Source organism: Phytopseudomonas dryadis, assembly GCF_004327355.1.
Taxonomy (GTDB): Bacteria; Pseudomonadota; Gammaproteobacteria; order Pseudomonadales; family Pseudomonadaceae; genus Aquipseudomonas; species Aquipseudomonas dryadis.
Genome location: NZ_QJUM01000011.1, coordinates 50,461 through 69,524, shown reverse-complemented (window position 1 = coordinate 69,524; position 19,064 = coordinate 50,461). Strand labels below are relative to the sequence as shown.

General features: G+C 64.9%; 14 protein-coding genes. 8 read left to right on the top strand and 6 right to left on the bottom strand.

Going from position 1 to position 19,064, the window contains the following annotated elements:
• Window positions 1–70 precede the first annotated feature (70 nt).
• Window positions 71–1,018: a GlxA family transcriptional regulator gene (locus tag DNK34_RS11245; RefSeq protein WP_131175276.1), complete on the bottom strand. Its 948-nt coding sequence runs from the start codon at window positions 1,016–1,018 to the stop codon at window positions 71–73.
• 186 nt (window positions 1,019–1,204) lie between these two features.
• Here DNK34_RS11245 and choX point away from each other — a divergent pair, with 186 nt between their 5' ends.
• From choX to DNK34_RS11225, 4 genes are all read left to right on the top strand, one after another.
• Window positions 1,205–2,140 carry a choline ABC transporter substrate-binding protein gene (choX, locus tag DNK34_RS11240; RefSeq protein ID WP_131175275.1) on the top strand — a complete coding sequence of 312 codons (936 nt, stop codon included), beginning with the start codon at window positions 1,205–1,207 and terminating at the stop codon, window positions 2,138–2,140.
• Between the two features lie 67 nt (window positions 2,141–2,207).
• On the top strand, window positions 2,208–3,092 hold the full coding sequence (cdhC, locus tag DNK34_RS11235) for a 3-dehydrocarnitine:acetyl-CoA trimethylamine transferase CdhC (RefSeq protein ID WP_131175274.1): 885 nt from the start codon (window positions 2,208–2,210) through the stop codon (window positions 3,090–3,092).
• 368 nt (window positions 3,093–3,460) lie between these two features.
• Window positions 3,461–4,426 carry an L-carnitine dehydrogenase gene (locus DNK34_RS11230; protein ID WP_131175273.1) on the top strand — a complete coding sequence of 322 codons (966 nt, stop codon included), beginning with the start codon at window positions 3,461–3,463 and terminating at the stop codon, window positions 4,424–4,426.
• A 5-nt stretch (window positions 4,427–4,431) separates the two neighbouring features.
• Window positions 4,432–4,902 (top strand): thioesterase family protein, encoded by a 471-nt coding sequence (locus DNK34_RS11225; RefSeq protein ID WP_131175272.1) that lies wholly within the window; start codon window positions 4,432–4,434, stop codon window positions 4,900–4,902.
• Between the two features lie 126 nt (window positions 4,903–5,028).
• Here DNK34_RS11225 and DNK34_RS11220 read toward each other — a convergent pair whose 3' ends face one another.
• From DNK34_RS11220 to gbcA, 4 genes are all read right to left on the bottom strand, one after another.
• On the bottom strand, window positions 5,029–9,027 hold the full coding sequence (locus tag DNK34_RS11220) for a hypothetical protein (protein ID WP_131175271.1): 3,999 nt from the start codon (window positions 9,025–9,027) through the stop codon (window positions 5,029–5,031).
• Window positions 9,028–9,320: 293 nt separating this feature from the next.
• On the bottom strand, window positions 9,321–9,725 hold the full coding sequence (locus DNK34_RS11215; RefSeq protein ID WP_131175270.1) for a GlcG/HbpS family heme-binding protein: 405 nt from the start codon (window positions 9,723–9,725) through the stop codon (window positions 9,321–9,323).
• Window positions 9,726–9,862: 137 nt separating this feature from the next.
• A complete protein-coding gene (locus tag DNK34_RS11210) occupies window positions 9,863–10,525 on the bottom strand; it encodes a TetR/AcrR family transcriptional regulator (protein WP_131175269.1) in 663 nt (220 codons plus the stop codon).
• A gap of 287 nt (window positions 10,526–10,812) precedes the next feature.
• Window positions 10,813–12,105 carry a glycine-betaine demethylase subunit GbcA gene (gbcA, locus tag DNK34_RS11205; RefSeq protein ID WP_131175268.1) on the bottom strand — a complete coding sequence of 431 codons (1,293 nt, stop codon included), beginning with the start codon at window positions 12,103–12,105 and terminating at the stop codon, window positions 10,813–10,815.
• A 424-nt stretch (window positions 12,106–12,529) separates the two neighbouring features.
• Between gbcA and gbcB the strand changes: the two genes are divergently transcribed.
• Window positions 12,530–13,630 (top strand): glycine-betaine demethylase subunit GbcB, encoded by a 1,101-nt coding sequence (gene gbcB / locus DNK34_RS11195; RefSeq protein ID WP_131175267.1) that lies wholly within the window; start codon window positions 12,530–12,532, stop codon window positions 13,628–13,630.
• Window positions 13,631–14,807: 1,177 nt separating this feature from the next.
• On the opposite strand, the gene DNK34_RS11190 is transcribed toward gbcB, so the two are convergent.
• A complete protein-coding gene (locus DNK34_RS11190; RefSeq protein WP_131175266.1) occupies window positions 14,808–15,848 on the bottom strand; it encodes a threonine aldolase family protein in 1,041 nt (346 codons plus the stop codon).
• A gap of 240 nt (window positions 15,849–16,088) precedes the next feature.
• Between DNK34_RS11190 and DNK34_RS11185 the strand changes: the two genes are divergently transcribed.
• From DNK34_RS11185 to glyA, 3 genes are all read left to right on the top strand, one after another.
• A complete protein-coding gene (locus DNK34_RS11185; RefSeq protein WP_131175265.1) occupies window positions 16,089–16,388 on the top strand; it encodes a hypothetical protein in 300 nt (99 codons plus the stop codon).
• A 121-nt stretch (window positions 16,389–16,509) separates the two neighbouring features.
• On the top strand, window positions 16,510–17,259 hold the full coding sequence (locus DNK34_RS11180; protein WP_131175264.1) for a TraX family protein: 750 nt from the start codon (window positions 16,510–16,512) through the stop codon (window positions 17,257–17,259).
• A gap of 426 nt (window positions 17,260–17,685) precedes the next feature.
• The gene (glyA, locus tag DNK34_RS11175; protein ID WP_131175263.1) at window positions 17,686–18,939 is read left to right on the top strand and encodes a serine hydroxymethyltransferase; all 1,254 of its coding nucleotides are present in this window, start codon (window positions 17,686–17,688) and stop codon (window positions 18,937–18,939) included.
• Window positions 18,940–19,064: the final 125 nt, after the last annotated feature.

The following is a 19,064-nucleotide window of genomic DNA, read 5'->3' as shown; positions in this document are numbered from 1 at the left end:
TGAGGCTGGAAAGCTGGACGAAAGAGCCGATGCGGTTTGCTTGTCGTTCAGCCTCCAGCCTTTAGCGCTCCTATCGGCCGTCCGCTTCGCGCCTGTCCTGGCGCGGGCTGACGGCGAAGCGGGCGCGGTAGCGGCGGGAGAAGTAGGATGCCGACTCGAAACCGCAGGCCAGCGCCACCTGCAGTACGCTCATGTCGCTCTGGCGCAGCAGCTGGCGGGCCTTGTCCAGGCGCAGGGCGAGGTAGAAGGAGGAGGGCGTTTGCTTCAGGTGGTGGCGGAACAGGCGCTCCAGCTGGCGCACGCTGATACCCACCGCCCCGGCCAGGGCGCTGGTCGTCAGGGGAAACTCGCCGCTGCGCTCCATCTCGCCGACCACCTGCACCAGCTTCTTGTTGTGGATGCCGTAGCGGCTGGTGATCTGCATGCGCTGGTGATCCTGGCGGGTGCGGATGCGGCCGAGCACGAACTGCTCGGACACCTGCACCGCCAGTGGCTCGCCGTGGTCGCGGCCGATCAGGCTGAGCATCAGGTCGAGGCTGCTGGTACCGCCGGCGCTGGTGATGCGTCGGCCGTCGATCTCGAACAGTTCCTGGGTCGGCTGCAGCCGGGGATAACGCTCGCGGAAAGCCTCGATCGCCTCCCAGTGCAGGGTGAAGCGCTGGCGTTCGAGCAGCCCGGCCTCGGCCAGCACGAAGCTGCCGGTGTCGATGCCACCGAGCACCCGGCATTCGCGTTCGACGCGGCGCAGGCGGACGGCCAGTTCATGATCGAAGCCGGCCAGCGGATCGAAACCGGCGACCACGAACAGGCTGATGTCCGGCAGGGGCCCCTCCAGGGCGCCGTCGACGTTCAGCGACATGCCGTTGCTGGCCAGCACCGCCTGGCCATCGACGCTGAGCAGGCGCCAGTCATAGCGGCTGGGGTGAAAGCGGTTGGCGACCCGCAGCGGTTCGATGGCCGACATCAGGCCCATCATCGAGAAGCCCGGCAGCAGGAGAAAGCAGAAACGGTGCGGCATAGGGGCCCCCATGGCATGCGCAGCCACCATTCAGCGGCAAAGGTCGTATAAGTTCAAGTTTGCGTCGTGAAAGTGTGAATTTCTCGCCACATGGCTGCGTAAGGTGAAGCCATCGGAATCTGCGGGTTCTGGTCGCGGTACTAAAAAACATCACTAAACCGTTGTGCCTGCACGAGGAATCAATCGATGAAAGGGCTTACCGCTTTGGCAGCTTGCTGCGCATTCACCCTGTTCAGTTCGTCCCTGCTGGCGGCCGATGAGGCCAGTTGCAAGACCGTGCGTCTCGGCGCCGTCGGCTGGACGGACGTGGTCGCCACCACGGCGGTGGCGGCCGAGTTGCTCCAGGGGCTCGGCTACGAGACGACCCAGACCCAGGCTTCCCAGCAGATCATCTTCGCCGGCATCCAGAAGGGCCAGATCGACGCTTTCCTCGGCTACTGGAAGCCGATCATGGACGACAACATCAAGCCTTTCCTCGCTTCCGGCGCGGTGACGGTGGCCGAGCAGCCCTCGCTGGACGATGCCGTGGCCGTGCTGGCGGTGCCCAGCTACGCCGCCGAGCAGGGCCTGAAGACCCTGGCCGATATCGCCCGCTTCAAGAACCAGCTGGACGGCAGGATCTACGGCATCGAGGCTGGCTCCGGGGCCAATACGGCGATCCAGAAGATGATCGATCAGAACCGCTTCGGTCTCGGCGATTTCACATTGGTGGAATCCAGCGAGGCCGGCATGCTCGCCGCCGTCGGCCGCGCGGTGCGAAGCGAGAAGCCGGTGGTGTTCTTCGGCTGGAAACCGCACCCGATGAACCTGCAGATGCCGATCACCTACCTGTCCGGCACCGAAGGCGTGTTCGGGCCCAACGATGGTGCCGCGACGGTCTCCACCGTCACCTCGCCCGACTATGCCCAGCGTTGTCCGAATGCCAATCGCCTGCTGACCGGGCTGCGCTTCACCAGCGAGCAGGAAGCCGCGCTGATGCAGCCGATCATGGATCGCCAGGCGCCGGCCAAGGTGGCCCGGGAATGGCTCGCCGCCAACCCCGAGGTGGTCGCCGGCTGGCTGGACGGCCTCACCAGCTTCGATGGCAAGCCGGCCGCCGAAGCCCTCAACGCCACCCGCTAACCCGTTCCATCGCCGTTACCGTGCCGGGCGCGGGGACGGCGTTCGCTCTGATGAAAGGAGTTCGACCGTGAACCATGAAGTCATCGTCACCTGCGCGGTCACCGGCGCCGGCGATACCGTCGGCCGGCACCCGGCCATACCCGTCACCCCGAAGCAGATCGCCGACGCCGCCATCGAGGCGGCCAGGGCCGGCGCCACCGTCGCCCACTGCCATGTGCGCGACCCCCAGAGCGGCCAGACAAGCCGCGACGTGGCGCTGTACCGCGAAGTGGTCGAGCGCATCCGCGAGAGCGACACCGACGTCATCATCAACCTCACCGCCGGCATGGGCGGCGACCTGGAGATCGGCCGTGGCGAACAGCCGCTGGAGTTCGGCGCCGGCACCGACCTGGTCGGGCCGCTGGCGCGCCTGGCGCATATTGAGGAACTGCTGCCGGAAATCTGCACCCTGGACTGCGGCACCCTGAATTTCGGCGATGGCGACTTCATCTACGTCTCCACCCCGGCGCAACTGCGCGCCGGCGCCAGGCGCATCACCGAACTGGGGGTGAAGGCCGAGCTGGAGATCTTCGACACCGGCCACCTGTGGTTCGCCAGGCAGATGCTCAAGGAGGGTCTGCTCGACGATCCGCTGATCCAGATCTGCCTGGGCATCCCCTGGGGCGCGCCGGCGGACACCACGAGCATGAAGGCCATGGCCGACAACCTGCCGCCGGGCCTGACCTGGGCCGGTTTCGGCATCGGCCGCCAGCAGATGCCCATGCTCGCCCAGGCCATGCTGCTCGGCGGCAACGTGCGCGTCGGCCTGGAAGACAACCTCTGGCTGGACAAGGGCGTGCCGGCCAGTAACGGCGCGCTGGTCGAACGCGCCGTGGAGATCATCGAACGCCTGGGCGGGCGTGCGCTCAGCCCCGCCGAAGGGCGCGCGAAGATGAACCTGCGGCCGCGCTGAAACGGGCGCCGGTTTTCTTGCCACCGATGACCGCCGTAGTCATGAAGATGCACGGCGGACACCTTCCCTTTTCTTCTGGGAGAGGGGCCGGCGCCTGATGCCGGTCAGATAAGGTTTTTGTAGACGCAGGGGCGCCTACGCAAGAGCGGCAAACAGCCGTTCATGTAGGAGCGTCGACCTCGGTGCGATGCGATTGCGGCCAGCCCGCGAAATCCGTGGCGCGACCGCCATTCGCTGCGAGGTCGCAGCTCCTACAGGCCCTGGGCAAACCGCCGTTTTGCGGGCCAAACACTTAACTGACTGGCATTAGGCCGGCGCCTCGCTTTATCGATACGCCAATACCTCATTACTGTCGCCTGGAGTCCTGCATGTCTTTCATGACCGAAATCAGAACCTTCGCCGCCCTCGGCACCGGCGTGATCGGCGCCGGCTGGGTTGCCCGCGCCCTGGCCCATGGCCTCGACGTGCATGCCTGGGACCCGGCCCCCGGGGCCGAAGAAGCGCTGCGCGGGCGTATCGCCAATGCCTGGCCGGCCCTGCAGCGACAGGGGCTGGCGGCCGGCGCGAGCCCGCAGCGCCTGCGTTTTTTCAACGACCTCGAGGCCTGCGTGGCCGATGCCGATTTCATCCAGGAAAGCGCGCCCGAACGGCTCGAGCTCAAGCTCGAGCTGCACGCCCGCATCAGCGCGGCGGCGCGCCCGCAGGTGATCATCGGCTCCAGCACCTCGGGCCTGCTGCCCAGCGAGTTCTATGCCGGAGCACAGCACCCGGAGCGCTGCGTGGTCGGCCATCCGTTCAACCCGGTGTATCTGCTGCCCCTGGTGGAAGTGGTCGCTGGCGAGCGAAGCGCGCCCGAGGCGGTGCAGGCGGCCATCGCCATCTACAGTGCGCTGGGCATGCGCCCCTTGCACGTGCGCAAGGAGGTGCCGGGGTTCATCGCCGATCGGTTGCTGGAGGCGCTGTGGCGCGAGGCGCTGCACCTGGTCAACGATGGCGTGGCCAGCACCGGCGAGATCGACGACGCGATCCGCTTCGGCGCCGGCCTGCGCTGGTCGTTCATGGGCAGCTTCCTGACCTATACCCTGGCCGGCGGCGATGCCGGCATGCGCCATTTCATGGCCCAGTTCGGCCCGGCCTTGAAGCTGCCCTGGACCTACCTGCAGGCGCCCGAGCTGAGCGAGACGCTGATCGACGACGTGGTCACCGGCACCGCCGTGCAGCAGGGCCAGCGCAGCATCGCCGAGCTGGAACGCTACCGCGACGATTGCCTGCTGGCGGTGCTCGGCGCGATCAGGGAAACCAAGGCGCGCCACGGTTTCGCCTTCGAGGAGTGAACGGCATGCTACCCATCACCTACCACACCGCCGTGCAGCCCGACTGGGTGGACTACAACGGCCACCTGCGCGATGCCTATTACCTGCTGATCTGCAGCTTCGCCAGCGATGGCCTGATGGGTCGCCTCGGCCTGGACGAGGCGGGCAGGGCGCGCACCGGGCACACGCTCTATACCCTGGAGTGCCACCTGAATTTCCTCGCCGAGGTGAAGCTCGGCGCCGCGGTGCAGGTGCGCACCCAACTGCTCGGCCACGACCGCAAGCGCCTGCATATCCAGCATCGCCTGGAGACCGTCGCGGGCGAGCGGCTGCTGGCCGAGAGCGAGCAGATGCTGATGAACATCGACACGGCGAGCGGCCGCTCGACGCCGTTCGATGCACAGGTCGCGCAGCGCGTGGCCGAACTGGCGGAGTCGCAACAGGGTATACCGCGCTCCGAGCATGTCGGCCGGGTGATCGGGCTTCCGGTGAGGTAGCGCGTCTACCCCGTAGGAGCCGGCTTGCCGGCGATCATCCAGGCGCACTATCGGCCGCAGGAGTTGGGCTGCGGATCGCCCGCAAGCGGGCTCCTACTGGAGCCGTTGCCAATCGAGTCTGGCAAATCAGCCGCGCATCACCCGCCAGGCCGGCGTGTCGTCGTTGGGGTTGTAGGTCAGTTCGCTCTTGTCGGTCTTCTCCACGCCGATCGCCTTCAACCAGGTTTCCAGGTCGCCGGTGCTGATCTTGCCGTCGCGCCTGTCGTTCTTCGCCAGGTTGTCGAGCTGGTCGAAGAACTCCGCATTGTCGAGCAGGAAGCGCGCCGCCTTCTTCTCTTCGTCGCTGCCGTCGCCGTCCGCGATCTTTTCCAGGTCCTTCTTGCTGACGATGTCGTCCTTGCCATTCCAGTCATCCCAGCGGTCGCGGATGGTTTCGATGATGCCCTCGTGCTCGTCGTAGAAGGCCCTGTCGAACTTCTCGTCGTGGGCGCCGACCATCTTCAGCCAGGTATTGAGGTCGTTGGTGCTGACCTTGCCATCCTGGCCGCCCTTGCCCCACTGGGTATCCAGCTGGTCGAAGAAGCCGGTGTTGTCGAGCAGGAACTGCGCCGCCTCCTTCTCCTCCTGGCTGCCGTCGCCAGCCGCGATCTTCTCCAGGTCCTTCTTGCTGACGATGGCGTCCTTGCCGTTCCAGTCGTCCCAACGTTCGCGGATGGTGTGGATAACGTCCTTGTTGTCTTCGTAGAAGGCCTTGTCGTACTTGGCCATGTGCAGGTCGTCGTCGAGGCGATTGATGGATGAGCCGCCTTCCTGCGGCGTGTCCTTGAAATGCTCCCACTCTTCTTTCTGGTAATCGTAGATGCTCTGCCCGGCTGGGGCGTCGCGGCCGTCGTATTCGTAGAAGCTGTAGCGGGCGTATTCCAGTTTGTCGCCCCAGTCTTCCTGGGCCAGGCCGAGTTCGGCGAGGTCCTTGAACCACTGGCCTTCCTTGTCGGTGGCCTTCTGCTTCTTCTCGTGGTCGACGAAGATGCCGATGATCCCGGCGATCAGCCCGAGGCCGGCGGTGATCAGGAACAGTGGGCCGGTGGCGCCCGCCAGTGCACCGATGCTGGCGAACAGGCCGACGGTGCCGATCACGCCGGCCGTCGTCCCCGCCACGCCACTGATGATCTGCAAGGCGCCGGCAGCCTTGCCCATGTCGCTGTTGTTGGCGATGGCGTCCTTGATCGCGTAGCCGCCCAGGACGATGTCGGCCACGCTGAGGATATCCGGGGCCACGCCCAGTACCTTGGTCAGGGTGCCGCCAATTTTCGCCGCCAGGCCAGGTTTGAGCGAGGGGGTATCGGTGGTGCTCAGCGTATCCTGGATGGTGCGCGTGTCGACGATGCCCTGTACCGAGGTATTGCTGCGCACGGAGTCGTTGACCCGCTCGATGGCATCGTCGACGACGTCGGCGGCTGGAGGCGTGCGGTTTTCGTGCTCGAACATCTCGTTGATCGATTGGCGATCGAGCTCCAGGTTGCCGTCGAACGGGTCGCTGCCGGCCGGCGTGGTGCGGCCTGACTCTTCCAGCCGTTCGTTGACCACCCGATCGAAGGACTCGCGGCTCGGCGGGGTGATGTTGCGCTCTTCGAAATACTCCACGGCGTCTTCGTAGATCGAAGACAGAGCGTCGGTGTAGGTGGAGTAGCCGGAGGAGGCGCTGGACGGTGGCAGCGCACGGTTGGCCGCGTCGTCCAGATGGCTGGCGAACTCGTTGACCGAGGCATCGTCGGGAATGTCGCCCAGATTGTTGGCCGCACGGCGTTCGGCGATAGCGTCGTTGATGTGCTCTTCGCTGATGGTCAGGTTCTGTTCTTCGGCGATCTGGTTGAGGCTGGTGTAGCGAGACCAGTCCTCGGGCGGGTTGCCGCCGGCGCGGGTGACGATGTCGTCGAGCAGGGCGCGACTGCCGGCGTCGTCCAGGGAACCGATGCCCGACGCTTCGGCCGAGAGCCTGACCTGGTCGAGTGCGTCGCTGCCGCCGCCGCTGTTCAATGAGCCCAGCTCGATCATGCTGTTGGCGCGATCCTGCACCGCTTCGGGAATGCCAGAGATGCCCTTGTCGCGCAGGAATCCTTCGATCTTCTTGCCGAGCGCGCTTTCCTTGCCCCAGATTTCCGGCACGGTCTTGCTCAGGCCGAGCAGCTCGGCGGTGTTGGTTTTGGTGAACAGGTCGAATATGCCGGTCTTCTCGAACTGCGCGCCGCCACCGAGGAAGGTGATGAAGTCCTTGGCGATGGCCAGGCGCTCCAGCGGCTCGTCGGCCAACTGGCCGTTCTTCGCCGAGAGCATGTAGATGGCGCCGCCCAGTGAGCCGAAGGCGGAAATGGTGCCGAGCACGCCGTATTTGTTGAGGGTGCCCAGGGCCTTGGCGAAGTCGTCCTTGCTGACGTCCATGGGCACGTACTTGCCCTGCATCTGCCGGTCGAATTCGGCCTGGGTGATGGTGCCATTGTTCAGTTGGTTGCTGAGCTCGACGAAGTCGGCCATCTTGGTCTTGTCGTTGAGCAGTTCGTTGTAGAACTTCTCGATGGTCTCCTGCACCCGGCGCGGGATGTCGGCGGACTTGAGCGCGGTCTTGATCAGTGCGCCCATGTCCTTGTAGGCCATTTCCTTGTATTCGTCGGGAATCGCACCGGGATCGCCGACCAGGGTGTCGATCTCGACCAGGATGCCGTTCTGCTTGAGCGTCGATTCAGCCTGGCGGGCGCGCTCCGGGTCGAGCAGTTCCAGGCTCGAAGCGAGGCGGGCGACTTCCGCCTGGCCCTCGCTGTTCAGGCCTTGTTTCTTCATGTCCGCCAGGTATCTGACGAAGTCGAGACTGGTCAGGGTTTCGTAGATTTCGTCCGCCAGCTTGTCTTTGTCTTCGCCGCTGACCTTCTCGATGGCGCTGTCCAGCTCGGCCTGGAATTCCTTGCCGATCTTGTCCTTCTCGCCATCGCCGCTGGTGAACATCTCGCTGAGCAGCTTATCCACCGAGTTGCCGTCGAGGATGTCCTGCATGTCCTCTTCGCTCAGGGTTTCGCCGTCGGTGTCGAACTTGCGCCAGGTGGTGTCGCCGCCACGCGGGTCTTCTATGTAGGGGGTGATCTGGTGGCCGCTCTCCATGGCGGCCTTGGCCTCGATGGCCTTGACCAGCTTGTAGATGTCGCTGTCCTTGCCGACCTCGCCGTCGTCGATGAGCTTCTTGTACTTGTCGAGCAGGTTCTTGGTGGCCAGCTCGACCACCGTCATCTCATCCTCGTCGTCCTTGTTGGCTTTCTCGCCACTGTTCTGGCCGAGCAGATCCAGAGCGTCGAGGTCGGGCAGATCGTACTTGTCGCGAAGTGCCTGGATCGCGTCGCCGCCCTTGACGTGGTCACTCCACATCCCCGCGACACGGTCGTACATCTCCTTGTTTTCGTGCTGGGATACGACGTACTTCTTGCCGTCCTTGGTCTCGAACTGGATGACCCCATTGCCGAACTCGTCCGGGCCGCCCCAAAGGGCAATGTCATGCTCGGCCACATAGGTGTCGGCACCAGCGACCTCGCGGCCATCGGCCACGCGCTGCTCGAGTGTGTAGCGCGACAGGCCGATCTGCTGCACCGAGGCGAACAGCTCGGGGGTGAGGGCCTTGGAGACGCTGACGGTTTCGCCGTCGGCGGTGATGTAGGTGATCACTTCGGCGTCTTCCAGGTTGCCCTGCCACTTGAACTGGGCGTAGTCGCCCCAGTCCTGCACCTCGGTGTTGCGGTCGGCGATAAGGTGTTCGTCGCCCATCGCTGCAACCACTTGAGCTTTCTGTCCAGGAGACTGGTTGAGGGCGTGCAGGTTGACCAGAAACTTGTACAGCTCCGGGTTGACCGAACGCTCGACCACCACGCCCTGGCCGTTCAGCTCGTAACGGATCTTGCCGTCCTTGGCTGCTTCGACCTGGGTCTTGTCCACGGCTGGCCATTTCTCGTTGTCGGTGGCGATACGGTCCGGTTTTTCCCGGTTGTCGTCGTTGCTCGTCGCGCTTTTGCGTACGAAGAGTTCGAATTTCAGGGCGTTATCGCCTGCCTGGCCAGTCAGGCGTTTGTTCAGGGGGGTAACGCTCACGGTGGTTTCCTCGCGAAATGGCTGGCGGCTCCCGAACCGACCCAGGCACGAGACCGCGCCGGCTGTCGCGAGCCGCCGTGCGGCATGCTGTCAATGCGAACGCATCCGACGTTACTGCGATTTTTCTGCGCCAAGGCGTGAAATGCTGTGAAACATACGGCCGCCGTGAGCGCGGCCTTCAGGCCAGAGGATTCGGGAGGATTCTCCATGGCGTGCGGGGGGCTCGCCTGGGATGGCGGTTCACCCGCCAGCCTCGCCTCCCGGGTGAGGAGGGCAAGGGCCGGCATCATGCTTCAGCGCACGGCGTTCGCACCCGCCTGAGCCACTTGCGAGTCATTGGGGCCATGTGCGCCGCTGACGCCGACAGCGCCCACGACCTGCCCGTTGACGGCAATGGGAATGCCGCCTTCCAGGGGCGTCGTCCCCGGGGTCGACAGGAAGCTGGGCCGCCCGCCATTGATGTAGTCCTCGAAATTCTTCGAGGGCTGGCGCAGCAGCGCCGCCGTGCGCGCCTTGCCGATGGCCACCGCGGGGCTGATGCCGATGGCGCCATCGGCCTTGTGGAAGGCCACCAGCTCCCCGCTCGAGTCCACCACGGCCACGGCGATGATCCAGCCGTTGCGCTCGGCCTCGGCCAGCGCTGCCGCGATGGCACGTTGGGCCCCGGCCTGGGCGACATCCGCGCGGACCTGCGTCATGGCCTCTGCGGCGGAAGGCGACTGCGCGCTGGCGAGTGGCGCGACAGCGCCTGCCGCCAGTGCGAGCAGCAGGCCGGCAAGCATCCGCCGCGTGGGGGCGACAGGGACGTGTGGCGAGAGATGGCGTGATGCAAGGGTCATGGCATTTCCTCCGTGGGTGGCGTGCGAGCAGGGTGGCCGTTGGCGGCGAATGCCGCCAGGAAGGTGGTCACGGCCCGTCGTACCCAGCGGTCCAGTTGTTCCGCCGATGGATACGCATCCGGGTGGGTCAGGCACTCCAGCTGCCCTTCGCCGCGCAGGAGGCTGACGAACAGGCTCGCGGCGGCCTCGAGGCCGACCGCCTGGACGTCGATTTCATCCGCCTGCGCGGCCACTTCGAGGCGCTCGGCGATCATCCGGGCGATGACCTTGGGGCCCGCCAGATAGAACCGGCGCGCCAGTTCGGGAAAGCGTGGCGCCTCGGCCACGACGACGCGGAACAGCGCCAGCCCGGTGGGCGAGAGAACGATCCTCAGATAGGCAAGCCCGAGCTCGGTCAGCGTCCTGGAGACATCGCCGGGAGCCGTCTCGAGGGTGCGCAGCGTCTCGGCCATGGCCGCGCATTCCCGTTCGATGACGGCTGCAAACAACGCCTCCTTGGTGGGGAAGCAAGCGTACACCGTGGCCTTGGAGACCTTGGCCGCTCTCTGGATCATATCCGTGGTGGCGGCGCTGAAACCATGGGCCAGGAAAACCGAGGCGGCGGCCTTCAGCACCGGCAGTGACTTGTCCTGGCGAGCGACGGAACGGGGGGTGGGCATGATCTACTCGGGTATGAATTGATACCGATCGGTTTTTACGCATGAAAACCAATGATAGGCAATAATAAGCATATTTACTGGGTATTTATTCATATTAAGAACAGGTTTGTTACTGGATAGTACCGATCGGTTTCTACCTTGGGCGATCCGCGACGTGCCGCTGGCCTGCGTGGCAGCCAAAATGGCCGGGAGCCAATGGCGCCATGAAAAAAGCCCCGCCCGGCAGAGCCGGGCGGGGCCTGGAATGACCCTGACGGGTCTTGGTGTGTCCCACTGCCGCCATGCGGCTACTGTGCGGTAACCCCGCGCAGGTAGGCGGCCGGCGCGGCATCGAGGTTGGCCAGCATGCGCTCGCTGTACCAGTCGATGAAATTGACCACGCCGAACTCGTAGGTCTTGGAGTACGGCCCCGGCTGATAGGCGCTGGAGTTGATGCCGCGCTGGTTCTCCTCGGCCAGGCGGCGGTCCTGGTCGTTGGTGGCGTCCCACACCTTGCGCAGGTTCTCCGGGTCGTAGTCGACGCCTTCCACCGCATCCTTGTGCACCAGCCACTTGGTGGTGACCAGGGTTTCCTGGGCGCTGATCGGCCACACGGTGAAGACGATCATGTGGTCGCCCATGCAGTGGTTCCACGAGTGTGGCAGGTGCAGGATGCGCATGGAGCCGAGGTCGGGGTCGGTGATGCGGCCCATCAGTTTCCTGCTGCCGGGCTTGCCATCCATGGTCATGGACACGGTGCCCTTGAGCAGCGGCATGCGCACGATGCGGTTGCGCAGGCCGAAGCTGGCGTGGGCATAGGGGATGTTGTCCTTGTCCCAGCGGGTGGTGCATTCGGCCACCTGGTCCTTGAACGCCTGGGTCGCCCGCGGATCGGTGACGTCGTCCCATTCCAGCAGGGTGTTGAGCAACTCCGGGTGTGAACCGTTGCAGTGGTAGCACTCGCGGTTGTTTTCCATCACCAGCTTCCAGTTGGCCTTTTCCAGCAAGGTGGTCTGCACCGCCACCTTGGTGTTCTCCATGTCGTAGGGCTCCATGTAGTGGGCCAGGGTAGCGAGGAACTCGTCGATCGCCGGCGGGTTCTCGGCCAGGGAGACGAAGATGTAACCGCCGGCGCTCTTGCAGTTGACCGGCTTGAGGCCGTAGTCGGCGAGGTTGAAGTCGGCGCCCATCTCGGCGCCGGCGAACAGCAGTCGGCCGTCCAGCTCGTAGGTCCACTGGTGGTAGGGGCAGACCAGCTTGGCCACCTTGCCCTTGTCGCTGGTGCACAGGCGCGAGCCGCGGTGGCGGCAGACGTTGTGGAAGGCATGGATGACGCCTTCGGCGCCACGGATGACGATGATCGGGTTGTTGCCGATCTGCAGGGTCAGGTAGTTGCCCTTGGCCGGTATCTCGCAGGTCATGCCGGCGATCAGCCATTCCTTGTGGAAGATTTCCTGGATGTCGATCTGGAACAGGCGTTCATCGTTGTAGAACGCCTGTGGCAGGGAAAAGGTGCGCTCGCGGTTCTGCAGCATTTCGGCTGTCGCCGTGCGTGCCGATTCCAGCGGATCGCCCAGGCTCAGGGTTGAGGTGACGGTCATCGAAAACTCCTCGGGGCGGGCGCTGTGCGGCCGCCGTGAAAGTGGCTGTTCCGGTTGTACGCAAGGTGGCGCGATCCGCTCGCTGTCGCCGCCTGCCGAGTGGCGGTTCAAGGGCTGCTGCGATTGCGCCTCGAGCCGCGATACCACGGGCGATTGCGGGCGAAACCTCGGGCTGGCCCAGGTGGCGGGTTGCAGACGCTCTTATCCTGTTCGGCTGAGCCGAGTGTGGAGCCGGGCGCGGTGCGAACCTTATCCATGGGCGACATGGCCGCATCCGTTTCCGACTCGGCAGGCCAGGCCGTGCAAGGCAGGTCGCGATAAGCATGCCGATGTCGCTGGCAGGTAAACGAGCGCCGTGGCCGTTGCGCACAATCGCCGCAAAGACAGGGCCGGTGAGCGGCCTGCGTGCGCGAGAGAAACGACCATGTCGAACGACTTCCTCAACCCCGTCACGACCCAGACCTGGAGCAACGGCCGCCATGTGGTGCGCTGCGTCAAGGTCATCCAGGAGACGTGGGATGTGCGCACCTTCTGTTTCATGGCCGATCAGCCGGTGCTGTTCTTCTTCAAGCCGGGGCAGTTCGTCACCCTGGAACTGGAAATCGCCGGGGCCGCGGTCATGCGCTCCTACACCATCTCCAGCTCGCCCTCGGTACCCTACAGTTTTTCCATCACCATCAAGCGGGTGCCGGGCGGCAAGGTGTCCAACTGGCTGCACGACAACCTCGCCGAGGGGCAGCAACTGGCGGTGCACGGGCCGGTCGGTCTGTTCAACGCCATCGACTTCCCTGCGGAAAAGGTGCTGTTTCTCAGTGGCGGTGTCGGCATCACCCCGGTGATGTCCATGGCCCGCTGGTTCTACGACACCAACGCCAACGTCGACATGGTCTTCGTGCACAGCGCGCGCTCGCCCAAGGACATCATCTATCACCGCGAGCTGGAGCATATGGCCGCGCGGATCAACAACTTCAGCCTGCACGTGATCTGCGAGAAGCATGGGCTGGGCGAGGCCTGGGCCGGCTATCGTGGCTACCTCAACGAGCCCATGTTGCAGCTGATGGCGCCGGATTACCTGGAACGGGAAATCTTCTGCTGCGGGCCGACGCCCTACATGGCCGCCGTCAAGCGCTTGCTCGAGGCCAGGGGCTTCGATATGAGCCACTACCACGAGGAGGCCTTCGGCCCGGTGCCGGCGGACGTGCGCGAGGAGGTCAAGGAGCTGGCCGAGCAGGCCGCCGACGCGCCGGAGGTGCCGGCCGCCGAACTCAACCAGGTGGAGTTCACCAGCACCGGCAAGAGCATCCGTGTGGGCCCGGGCGAAACCGTGCATGCGGCGGCGGCGCAGCTCGGCCTGCATATCCCCAAGGCGTGCGGCATGGGCATCTGCGGCACCTGCAAGGTGCTCAAGACCGCCGGCGAGGTGGAGATGGAGCACAACGGCGGGATCACCGACGAAGACGTCGCCGAAGGTTACATCCTGTCCTGCTGCAGCGTGCCCCGTGGCGATGTGAGCATCGACTACTGAGGCGGGCCTTGGGCGTCGCCCGGGTTTGAAAGCGGCTCGGTTTCCGGCATGGAAATCCACAGGCGCTGACGGTTGTGCAGAAAATGACCGTTTCGCTGCAGGCCGCGTATGACCTTTGTTATGGCTCTTGGCGAACAGGTTATCCACAGAAGGGCGCACAGTATCTGTGTGCAACCAGGCGCCTTCGCCGTGCCTTGCCAGCCCTGCTGTCGATAAGTCAAGTCATTGATACCGTGCGTTTTTTGAACGATCCAGCAGAGGCCGCGCGGGCTCTGGCCTGTGCTCAACTGGAGACAGCTTATCCACAGATTCGTCCACGCACTTTGGGGATAGTCCGAGACTGAGGCGTGCCACCCTTGGATCTTGGCGTCTCGGCGGGAGCGTTCAGGGCAGCCATAAAGCCTCAAAAGCCGAGAAGAGCGCTGGAGGCTTGAAGCTGGACGAAATGCGGTGCTCCTCTTCTCGTTCAGCCTACAGCGCTCTTTCCGGCTTTATAGCTGTTGTATCGTCAACCCCATGAACCAGAACGTTTTTTGAGCATGAGGCGGAAAGCCGCGCAGGCTCTGGCCTGTGGCCGGCTACGGACAGCTTGTCCACAGCATCGTCCACGTTCTTTGGGGATGGATGCAGGGCCGGCTGTCCACAGGCCGGCAAGGAGATTTTCCGTCGCTGTGGATGAGTAAAAAAGCAGCATTCGGGCTCAGGCCCCGTGAGCCCTGGCCTACAGCGATGAATCCACAGCTTGTGCAGAAGGTGGTGCACAATGAATGTGTGAAACTATTTTTTAAGTTATTGAAATAGAACGAAATTTGTACGATTCATTAGAGGCTTTGCCAGCCCTGGTCCGGAGCCGCTTGCGGACAGGTTATCCACAGCCTGATCCACCGAGTTTGGGGATACTGGATGGCGGGTGCGCTTGTTTGGCGGCAGGGGCTTTGGAGTGCCCCCTGAAGAGCCCCGCTCCCCAGCCCTCTCCCGGAGGGAGAGGGGGCCGCCCCGTGGTGGTTCCGGGGTTGTGTCAGCCTCGAGTGTTCGGCGCGCCTCGCCTGGCGGATTCAGGCAGGGCCTGCTTCGCTCCCCTCGCCCTCCGGGAGAGGGGCCGGGGGAGAGGGTCGAGGTACGCGCGATATCCCTTCACAAGCGTCCCCGATCCATCCATCCGACCGTCCGCTCCCGCTCAGGCCGTCATGACTTCGCGGATATCGGCCGCCAGTTGCCGTACGCGGGCGTGCTCGGTGTCCCAGGAGCACATGAAGCGCGCGCCGCCGGCGCCGATGAAGGTATAGAAGCGCCAGCCGCGGGCGCTGAGGGCGGCGAGGGCGGGTTCGGACATCTGCAGGAACACGCCGTTGGCCTCGACCGGGAACATCAGGCTGACCCCGGGCACGTCGCTGACCAGCTCGGCCAGCAGCCGTGCGCAGCCGTTGGCGTGTTCGGCATGGCGCAGCCAGGCGTCGTTCTGCAGCAGGCCGACCCAGGGCGCCGACAGGTAGCGCATCTTCGAGGCCAGTTGCCCGGCCTGCTTGCAGCGGTAGTCGAAGTCCTCGGCCAGCTCGCGGTTGAAGAACAGGATCGCCTCGCCGACCGCCATGCCGTTCTTGGTGCCGCCGAAGCAGAGCACGTCGACGCCGGCCTTCCAGGTCAGCTCGGCCGGGCTGCAGCCGAGGAAGGCGCAGGCGTTGGAGAAGCGCGCGCCGTCCATGTGCAGGTGCAGGCCCAGTTCCTTGCAGGTCTGGCTGATGGCGCGGACTTCCTCGGGACGGTAGACGGTGCCGACTTCGCTGGCCTGGGTGAGGGTGACCACCCGGGGTTTCGGATAGTGGATGTCCTGACGCTTGACCGCGATCTCGCGGATGGCCGCCGGGCTCAGCTTGCCCTGCTCGGTGCGCGCGGTCAGTAGCTTCGAGCCGTTGGAGAAGAATTCCGGGGCGCCGCATTCGTCGGTCTCGACGTGGGCGGTCTCGGAGCAGATCACGCTGTGGTAGCTCTGGCACAGCGCCGCCAGGGCCAGGGAGTTGGCCGCGGTGCCGTTGAAGGCGAAGAACACGTCGCAGTCGGTTTCGAACAGCTGGCGGAAGTGGTCCGCCGCGCGGGCCGTCCACTGGTCGTCGCCATAGGCGCGGTCGTGGCCGTGGTTGGCTTGCGCCATGGCTTCCCAGGCTTCGGGGCAGATGCCGGAATAGTTGTCGCTGGCGAATTGCTGGGAATTGTCGGGCATGGCGTGCTCCTGGTCTGCTGCGCCGGTATGGCTGGCGAATGCCGCTACTTTACCTGCCCACCGCTGCCCATGGGGGATGACGGCGCGACAACTTGTTCAATCCAGGCGCACGGGCCGCCGTCGTTTTCCGGTGACAGGCAGCGGGATCCGGCAATTACACTGAACTCATGATCGCCCGCGGGCTCACACTGCAGAGAGTCGTATTCAAGGACTCATCGTTTCCACGAACAGGAGCCCACCATGAGCTACCGTCATCTGATCGCACTTTTCGCACCGCTCGCCTTCGTCCTGCCGGCCGCGGCGGCCGAGCCCTGGACGCCACAGGCCAAGGCCACATTCGTTCAGGAATGCGTGAAAGGTGCTCAGTCCGACCATTCACAGGCCCAGTTGACCGCTTTCTGTGATTGCGCCGCGACCAAGGTCAGCGAGGAGTTCAGCGAAGCCGAAATGGTCGAGATGAGCCGTCAGTCGCCGCCCGATCCGGCCCTGCAGCAGCGCCTGATGACTGCTTCGAGCAGCTGCAACGAAAAACTGCAGTAAGACTCGACGTGCGCCGGCGCAGGGCCTGTGGCCCCGCGCCAGCTCGCAACCGCTACCCGCTGCCCGCCGCCCTGTCGATGGGGTAAGGTGCGAGGTTCATTTCCCAGCGTGATGCGTACGCATGCCTCAGGCCGCACCTGCTCCCCTCCCGCGCGTTTCCGGCCGTGACGCGGCCCTCGATCTGATCAAGTGGCTGGCGCTGCTGACCATGCTGGTCGACCATCTGCGCCATGTCTGGCCCTCGCTGTACTTCCTGTATGCGCCTGGGCGTCTGGCGTTCCCGCTGTTCTGCCTGGCCATCGCCGCCAATGTGGCGCGCCCGCGGGTGGCGACCGCCACCCCGGTGTCGTTGCGCTACCTGGGCTGGCTGCTGCTGTTCTCGCTACTCTCCGAATGGCCCTATCGCCTGCTGGTGCCCACGGCGCAATCGCTCAACGTGCTGCCGACCCTGGTGCTCGGCCTGCTTGTCGCCAGCGCCGTGCACAGGCCCGAGCCCCGGGCCTGCTGGCTGGCGGGCGGGGCTCTGCTGCTGGCGCTGGTCGGGCATGGCTGGTTGATGTTCGGCGTGTTCGGCGTGCTGCTGCCCGCGGCCTTCCTGCTGGCGTTGCGTGCGCCCACAAGTGGCTGGATATGGCCCGTGCTGGGTTGCCTGGCGGCCAACTACTGGCCGCCGTTCTATGCCGACGCCGCCCGTGGCGATCCCTTCGCCTGGGCGGTGCTCGGCATCTGCTGCGCCGCGCCGCCGATCGGCCTGGCGCTGCTGCGCCTGCGCCCGGCATTCGGCGTGCCGCCGGTACGCCGCTGGGCCTATCTGTTCTATCCCGGGCACTTCCTCGTGCTGGTGGCGATTCGCGAGTTCTGGCTGCGCTGAGCCGTTCCGGCAGACGCCGCGACCGTTTCGCGGCTGAAGCCCCTCTCATTAAATATTAGCTAACCCGTTGATTTATAGGATTTTAAAAGAATCGGGAAGGGTCGTGCCGTGCAGGTGAAACCCATCAATTGCCGATGGGTTGGCACCCATCCTACGGCCTGTCTGCTGCGTCGAAGACGCGCAGACGGCTCCCACAGCGCGTAGATTACCGAGGGGCCGCTGCGGCATTCTCGACAGCGACATCGGCGTGTCGCCCTGGCGCATGTCGCAAACGCAATCTCCCGTGGCGTGCATAGGCATCTGGTCCGAGAGGGTGAGTCATACCATCGCTGACAACAGCCAGGGTCTGCGGCCGTTTCAGCGCGGCGGCGCGACAGACTCCAATTACCAGATGCGGCGCTCCATGGCGCTTCGGGGAGATGCGTGATGTTCAGCAAGCAAGACCAGATCCAGGGCTACGACGACGAACTGCTCAGTGCGATGAATGCCGAGGAGCGTCGTCAGGAACATCACATCGAACTGATCGCCTCGGAGAACTACACCAGCAAGCGCGTGATGCAGGCGCAAGGCAGCGGCCTGACCAACAAGTACGCCGAGGGCTATCCGGGCAAGCGCTACTACGGCGGTTGCGAGCATGTCGACAAGGTCGAGCAGCTGGCCATCGACCGCGCCAAGCAGCTGTTCGGCGCCGACTACGCCAACGTCCAGCCGCACTCCGGCTCCTCGGCCAACAGCGCCGTGTACCTGGCCCTGCTGCAGGCCGGCGATACCCTCCTCGGCATGAGCCTGGCCCACGGCGGTCACCTGACCCACGGCGCCAAGGTGTCGTCCTCGGGCAAGCTGTACAACGCCGTGCAGTATGGCCTGGACACCGCGACCGGGCTGATCGACTACGACGAAGTCGAGCGCCTAGCCGTGGAACACCAGCCGAAGATGATCGTCGCCGGCTTCTCCGCCTACTCCAAGACCCTGGACTTCCCGCGCTTTCGCGCCATCGCCGACAAGGTCGGCGCCTTGCTCTTTGTCGATATGGCTCATGTCGCGGGGCTGGTCGCAGCCGGTCTGTACCCCAATCCGCTGCCCTATGCCGACGTGGTCACCACCACCACCCACAAGACCCTGCGCGGCCCGCGTGGCGGGCTGATCCTGGCCAGGGCCAACGCCGACATCGAGAAGAAGCTCAACTCGGCGGTCTTCCCGGGTGCCCAGGGCGGCCCGCTGATGCACGTGATCGCCGGCAAGGCGGTGTGCTTCAAGGAGGCGCTGGAGCCGGGCTTCAAGGACTACCAGGCGCAGGTGATCAAGAACGCTCAGGCCATGGCCGAGGTGTTCATCGAGCGCGGCTTCGAGGTGGTGTCCGGCGGCACCGACAACCACCTGTTCCTGCTCTCGTTGATCAAGCAGGGCATCACCGGCAAGGACGCCGACGCCGCCCTCGGCCGCGCCGGCATCACGGTGAACAAGAACGCCGTACCCAACGACCCACAGTCGCCCTTCGTCACCTCCGGGTTGCGCATCGGCACCCCGGCGGTGACCACCCGCGGCTTCAAGGAAGCGCAGTGCATCGAACTGGCCGGTTGGATCTGCGACATCCTCGAGCACCTGGGCGATGCCGATGTCGAGGCCCAGGTCGCCGGCCTGGCGGCCGGCCTGTGCGCCGATTACCCGGTCTACCGCTAACGCCTAGTCGTAACGTAGGGGCTACCGGCTTTGCCACCGTAGGATGGGTGGAACCCATCGAAAATTGATGGGTTACACCCATCCTACGGTTCAGGCGCGCTCCTACATGCAAGCAGAATTCAGGA

Coding starts and splice junctions, on each gene's coding strand:
- DNK34_RS11225 (WP_131175272.1), top strand. CDS start 4,432: ATGCTACCCATCACCTACCACACCGCCGTGCAGCCCGACTGGGTGGAC.
- DNK34_RS11230 (WP_131175273.1), top strand. CDS start 3,461: ATGTCTTTCATGACCGAAATCAGAACCTTCGCCGCCCTCGGCACCGGC.
- choX (WP_131175275.1), top strand. CDS start 1,205: ATGAAAGGGCTTACCGCTTTGGCAGCTTGCTGCGCATTCACCCTGTTC.
- DNK34_RS11185 (WP_131175265.1), top strand. CDS start 16,089: ATGAGCTACCGTCATCTGATCGCACTTTTCGCACCGCTCGCCTTCGTC.
- gbcB (WP_131175267.1), top strand. CDS start 12,530: ATGTCGAACGACTTCCTCAACCCCGTCACGACCCAGACCTGGAGCAAC.
- DNK34_RS11215 (WP_131175270.1), bottom strand. CDS start 9,725: ATGACGCAGGTCCGCGCGGATGTCGCCCAGGCCGGGGCCCAACGTGCC.
- DNK34_RS11210 (WP_131175269.1), bottom strand. CDS start 10,525: ATGCCCACCCCCCGTTCCGTCGCTCGCCAGGACAAGTCACTGCCGGTG.
- DNK34_RS11245 (WP_131175276.1), bottom strand. CDS start 1,018: ATGCCGCACCGTTTCTGCTTTCTCCTGCTGCCGGGCTTCTCGATGATG.
- DNK34_RS11190 (WP_131175266.1), bottom strand. CDS start 15,848: ATGCCCGACAATTCCCAGCAATTCGCCAGCGACAACTATTCCGGCATC.
- DNK34_RS11180 (WP_131175264.1), top strand. CDS start 16,510: ATGCCTCAGGCCGCACCTGCTCCCCTCCCGCGCGTTTCCGGCCGTGAC.
- gbcA (WP_131175268.1), bottom strand. CDS start 12,105: ATGACCGTCACCTCAACCCTGAGCCTGGGCGATCCGCTGGAATCGGCA.
- glyA (WP_131175263.1), top strand. CDS start 17,686: ATGTTCAGCAAGCAAGACCAGATCCAGGGCTACGACGACGAACTGCTC.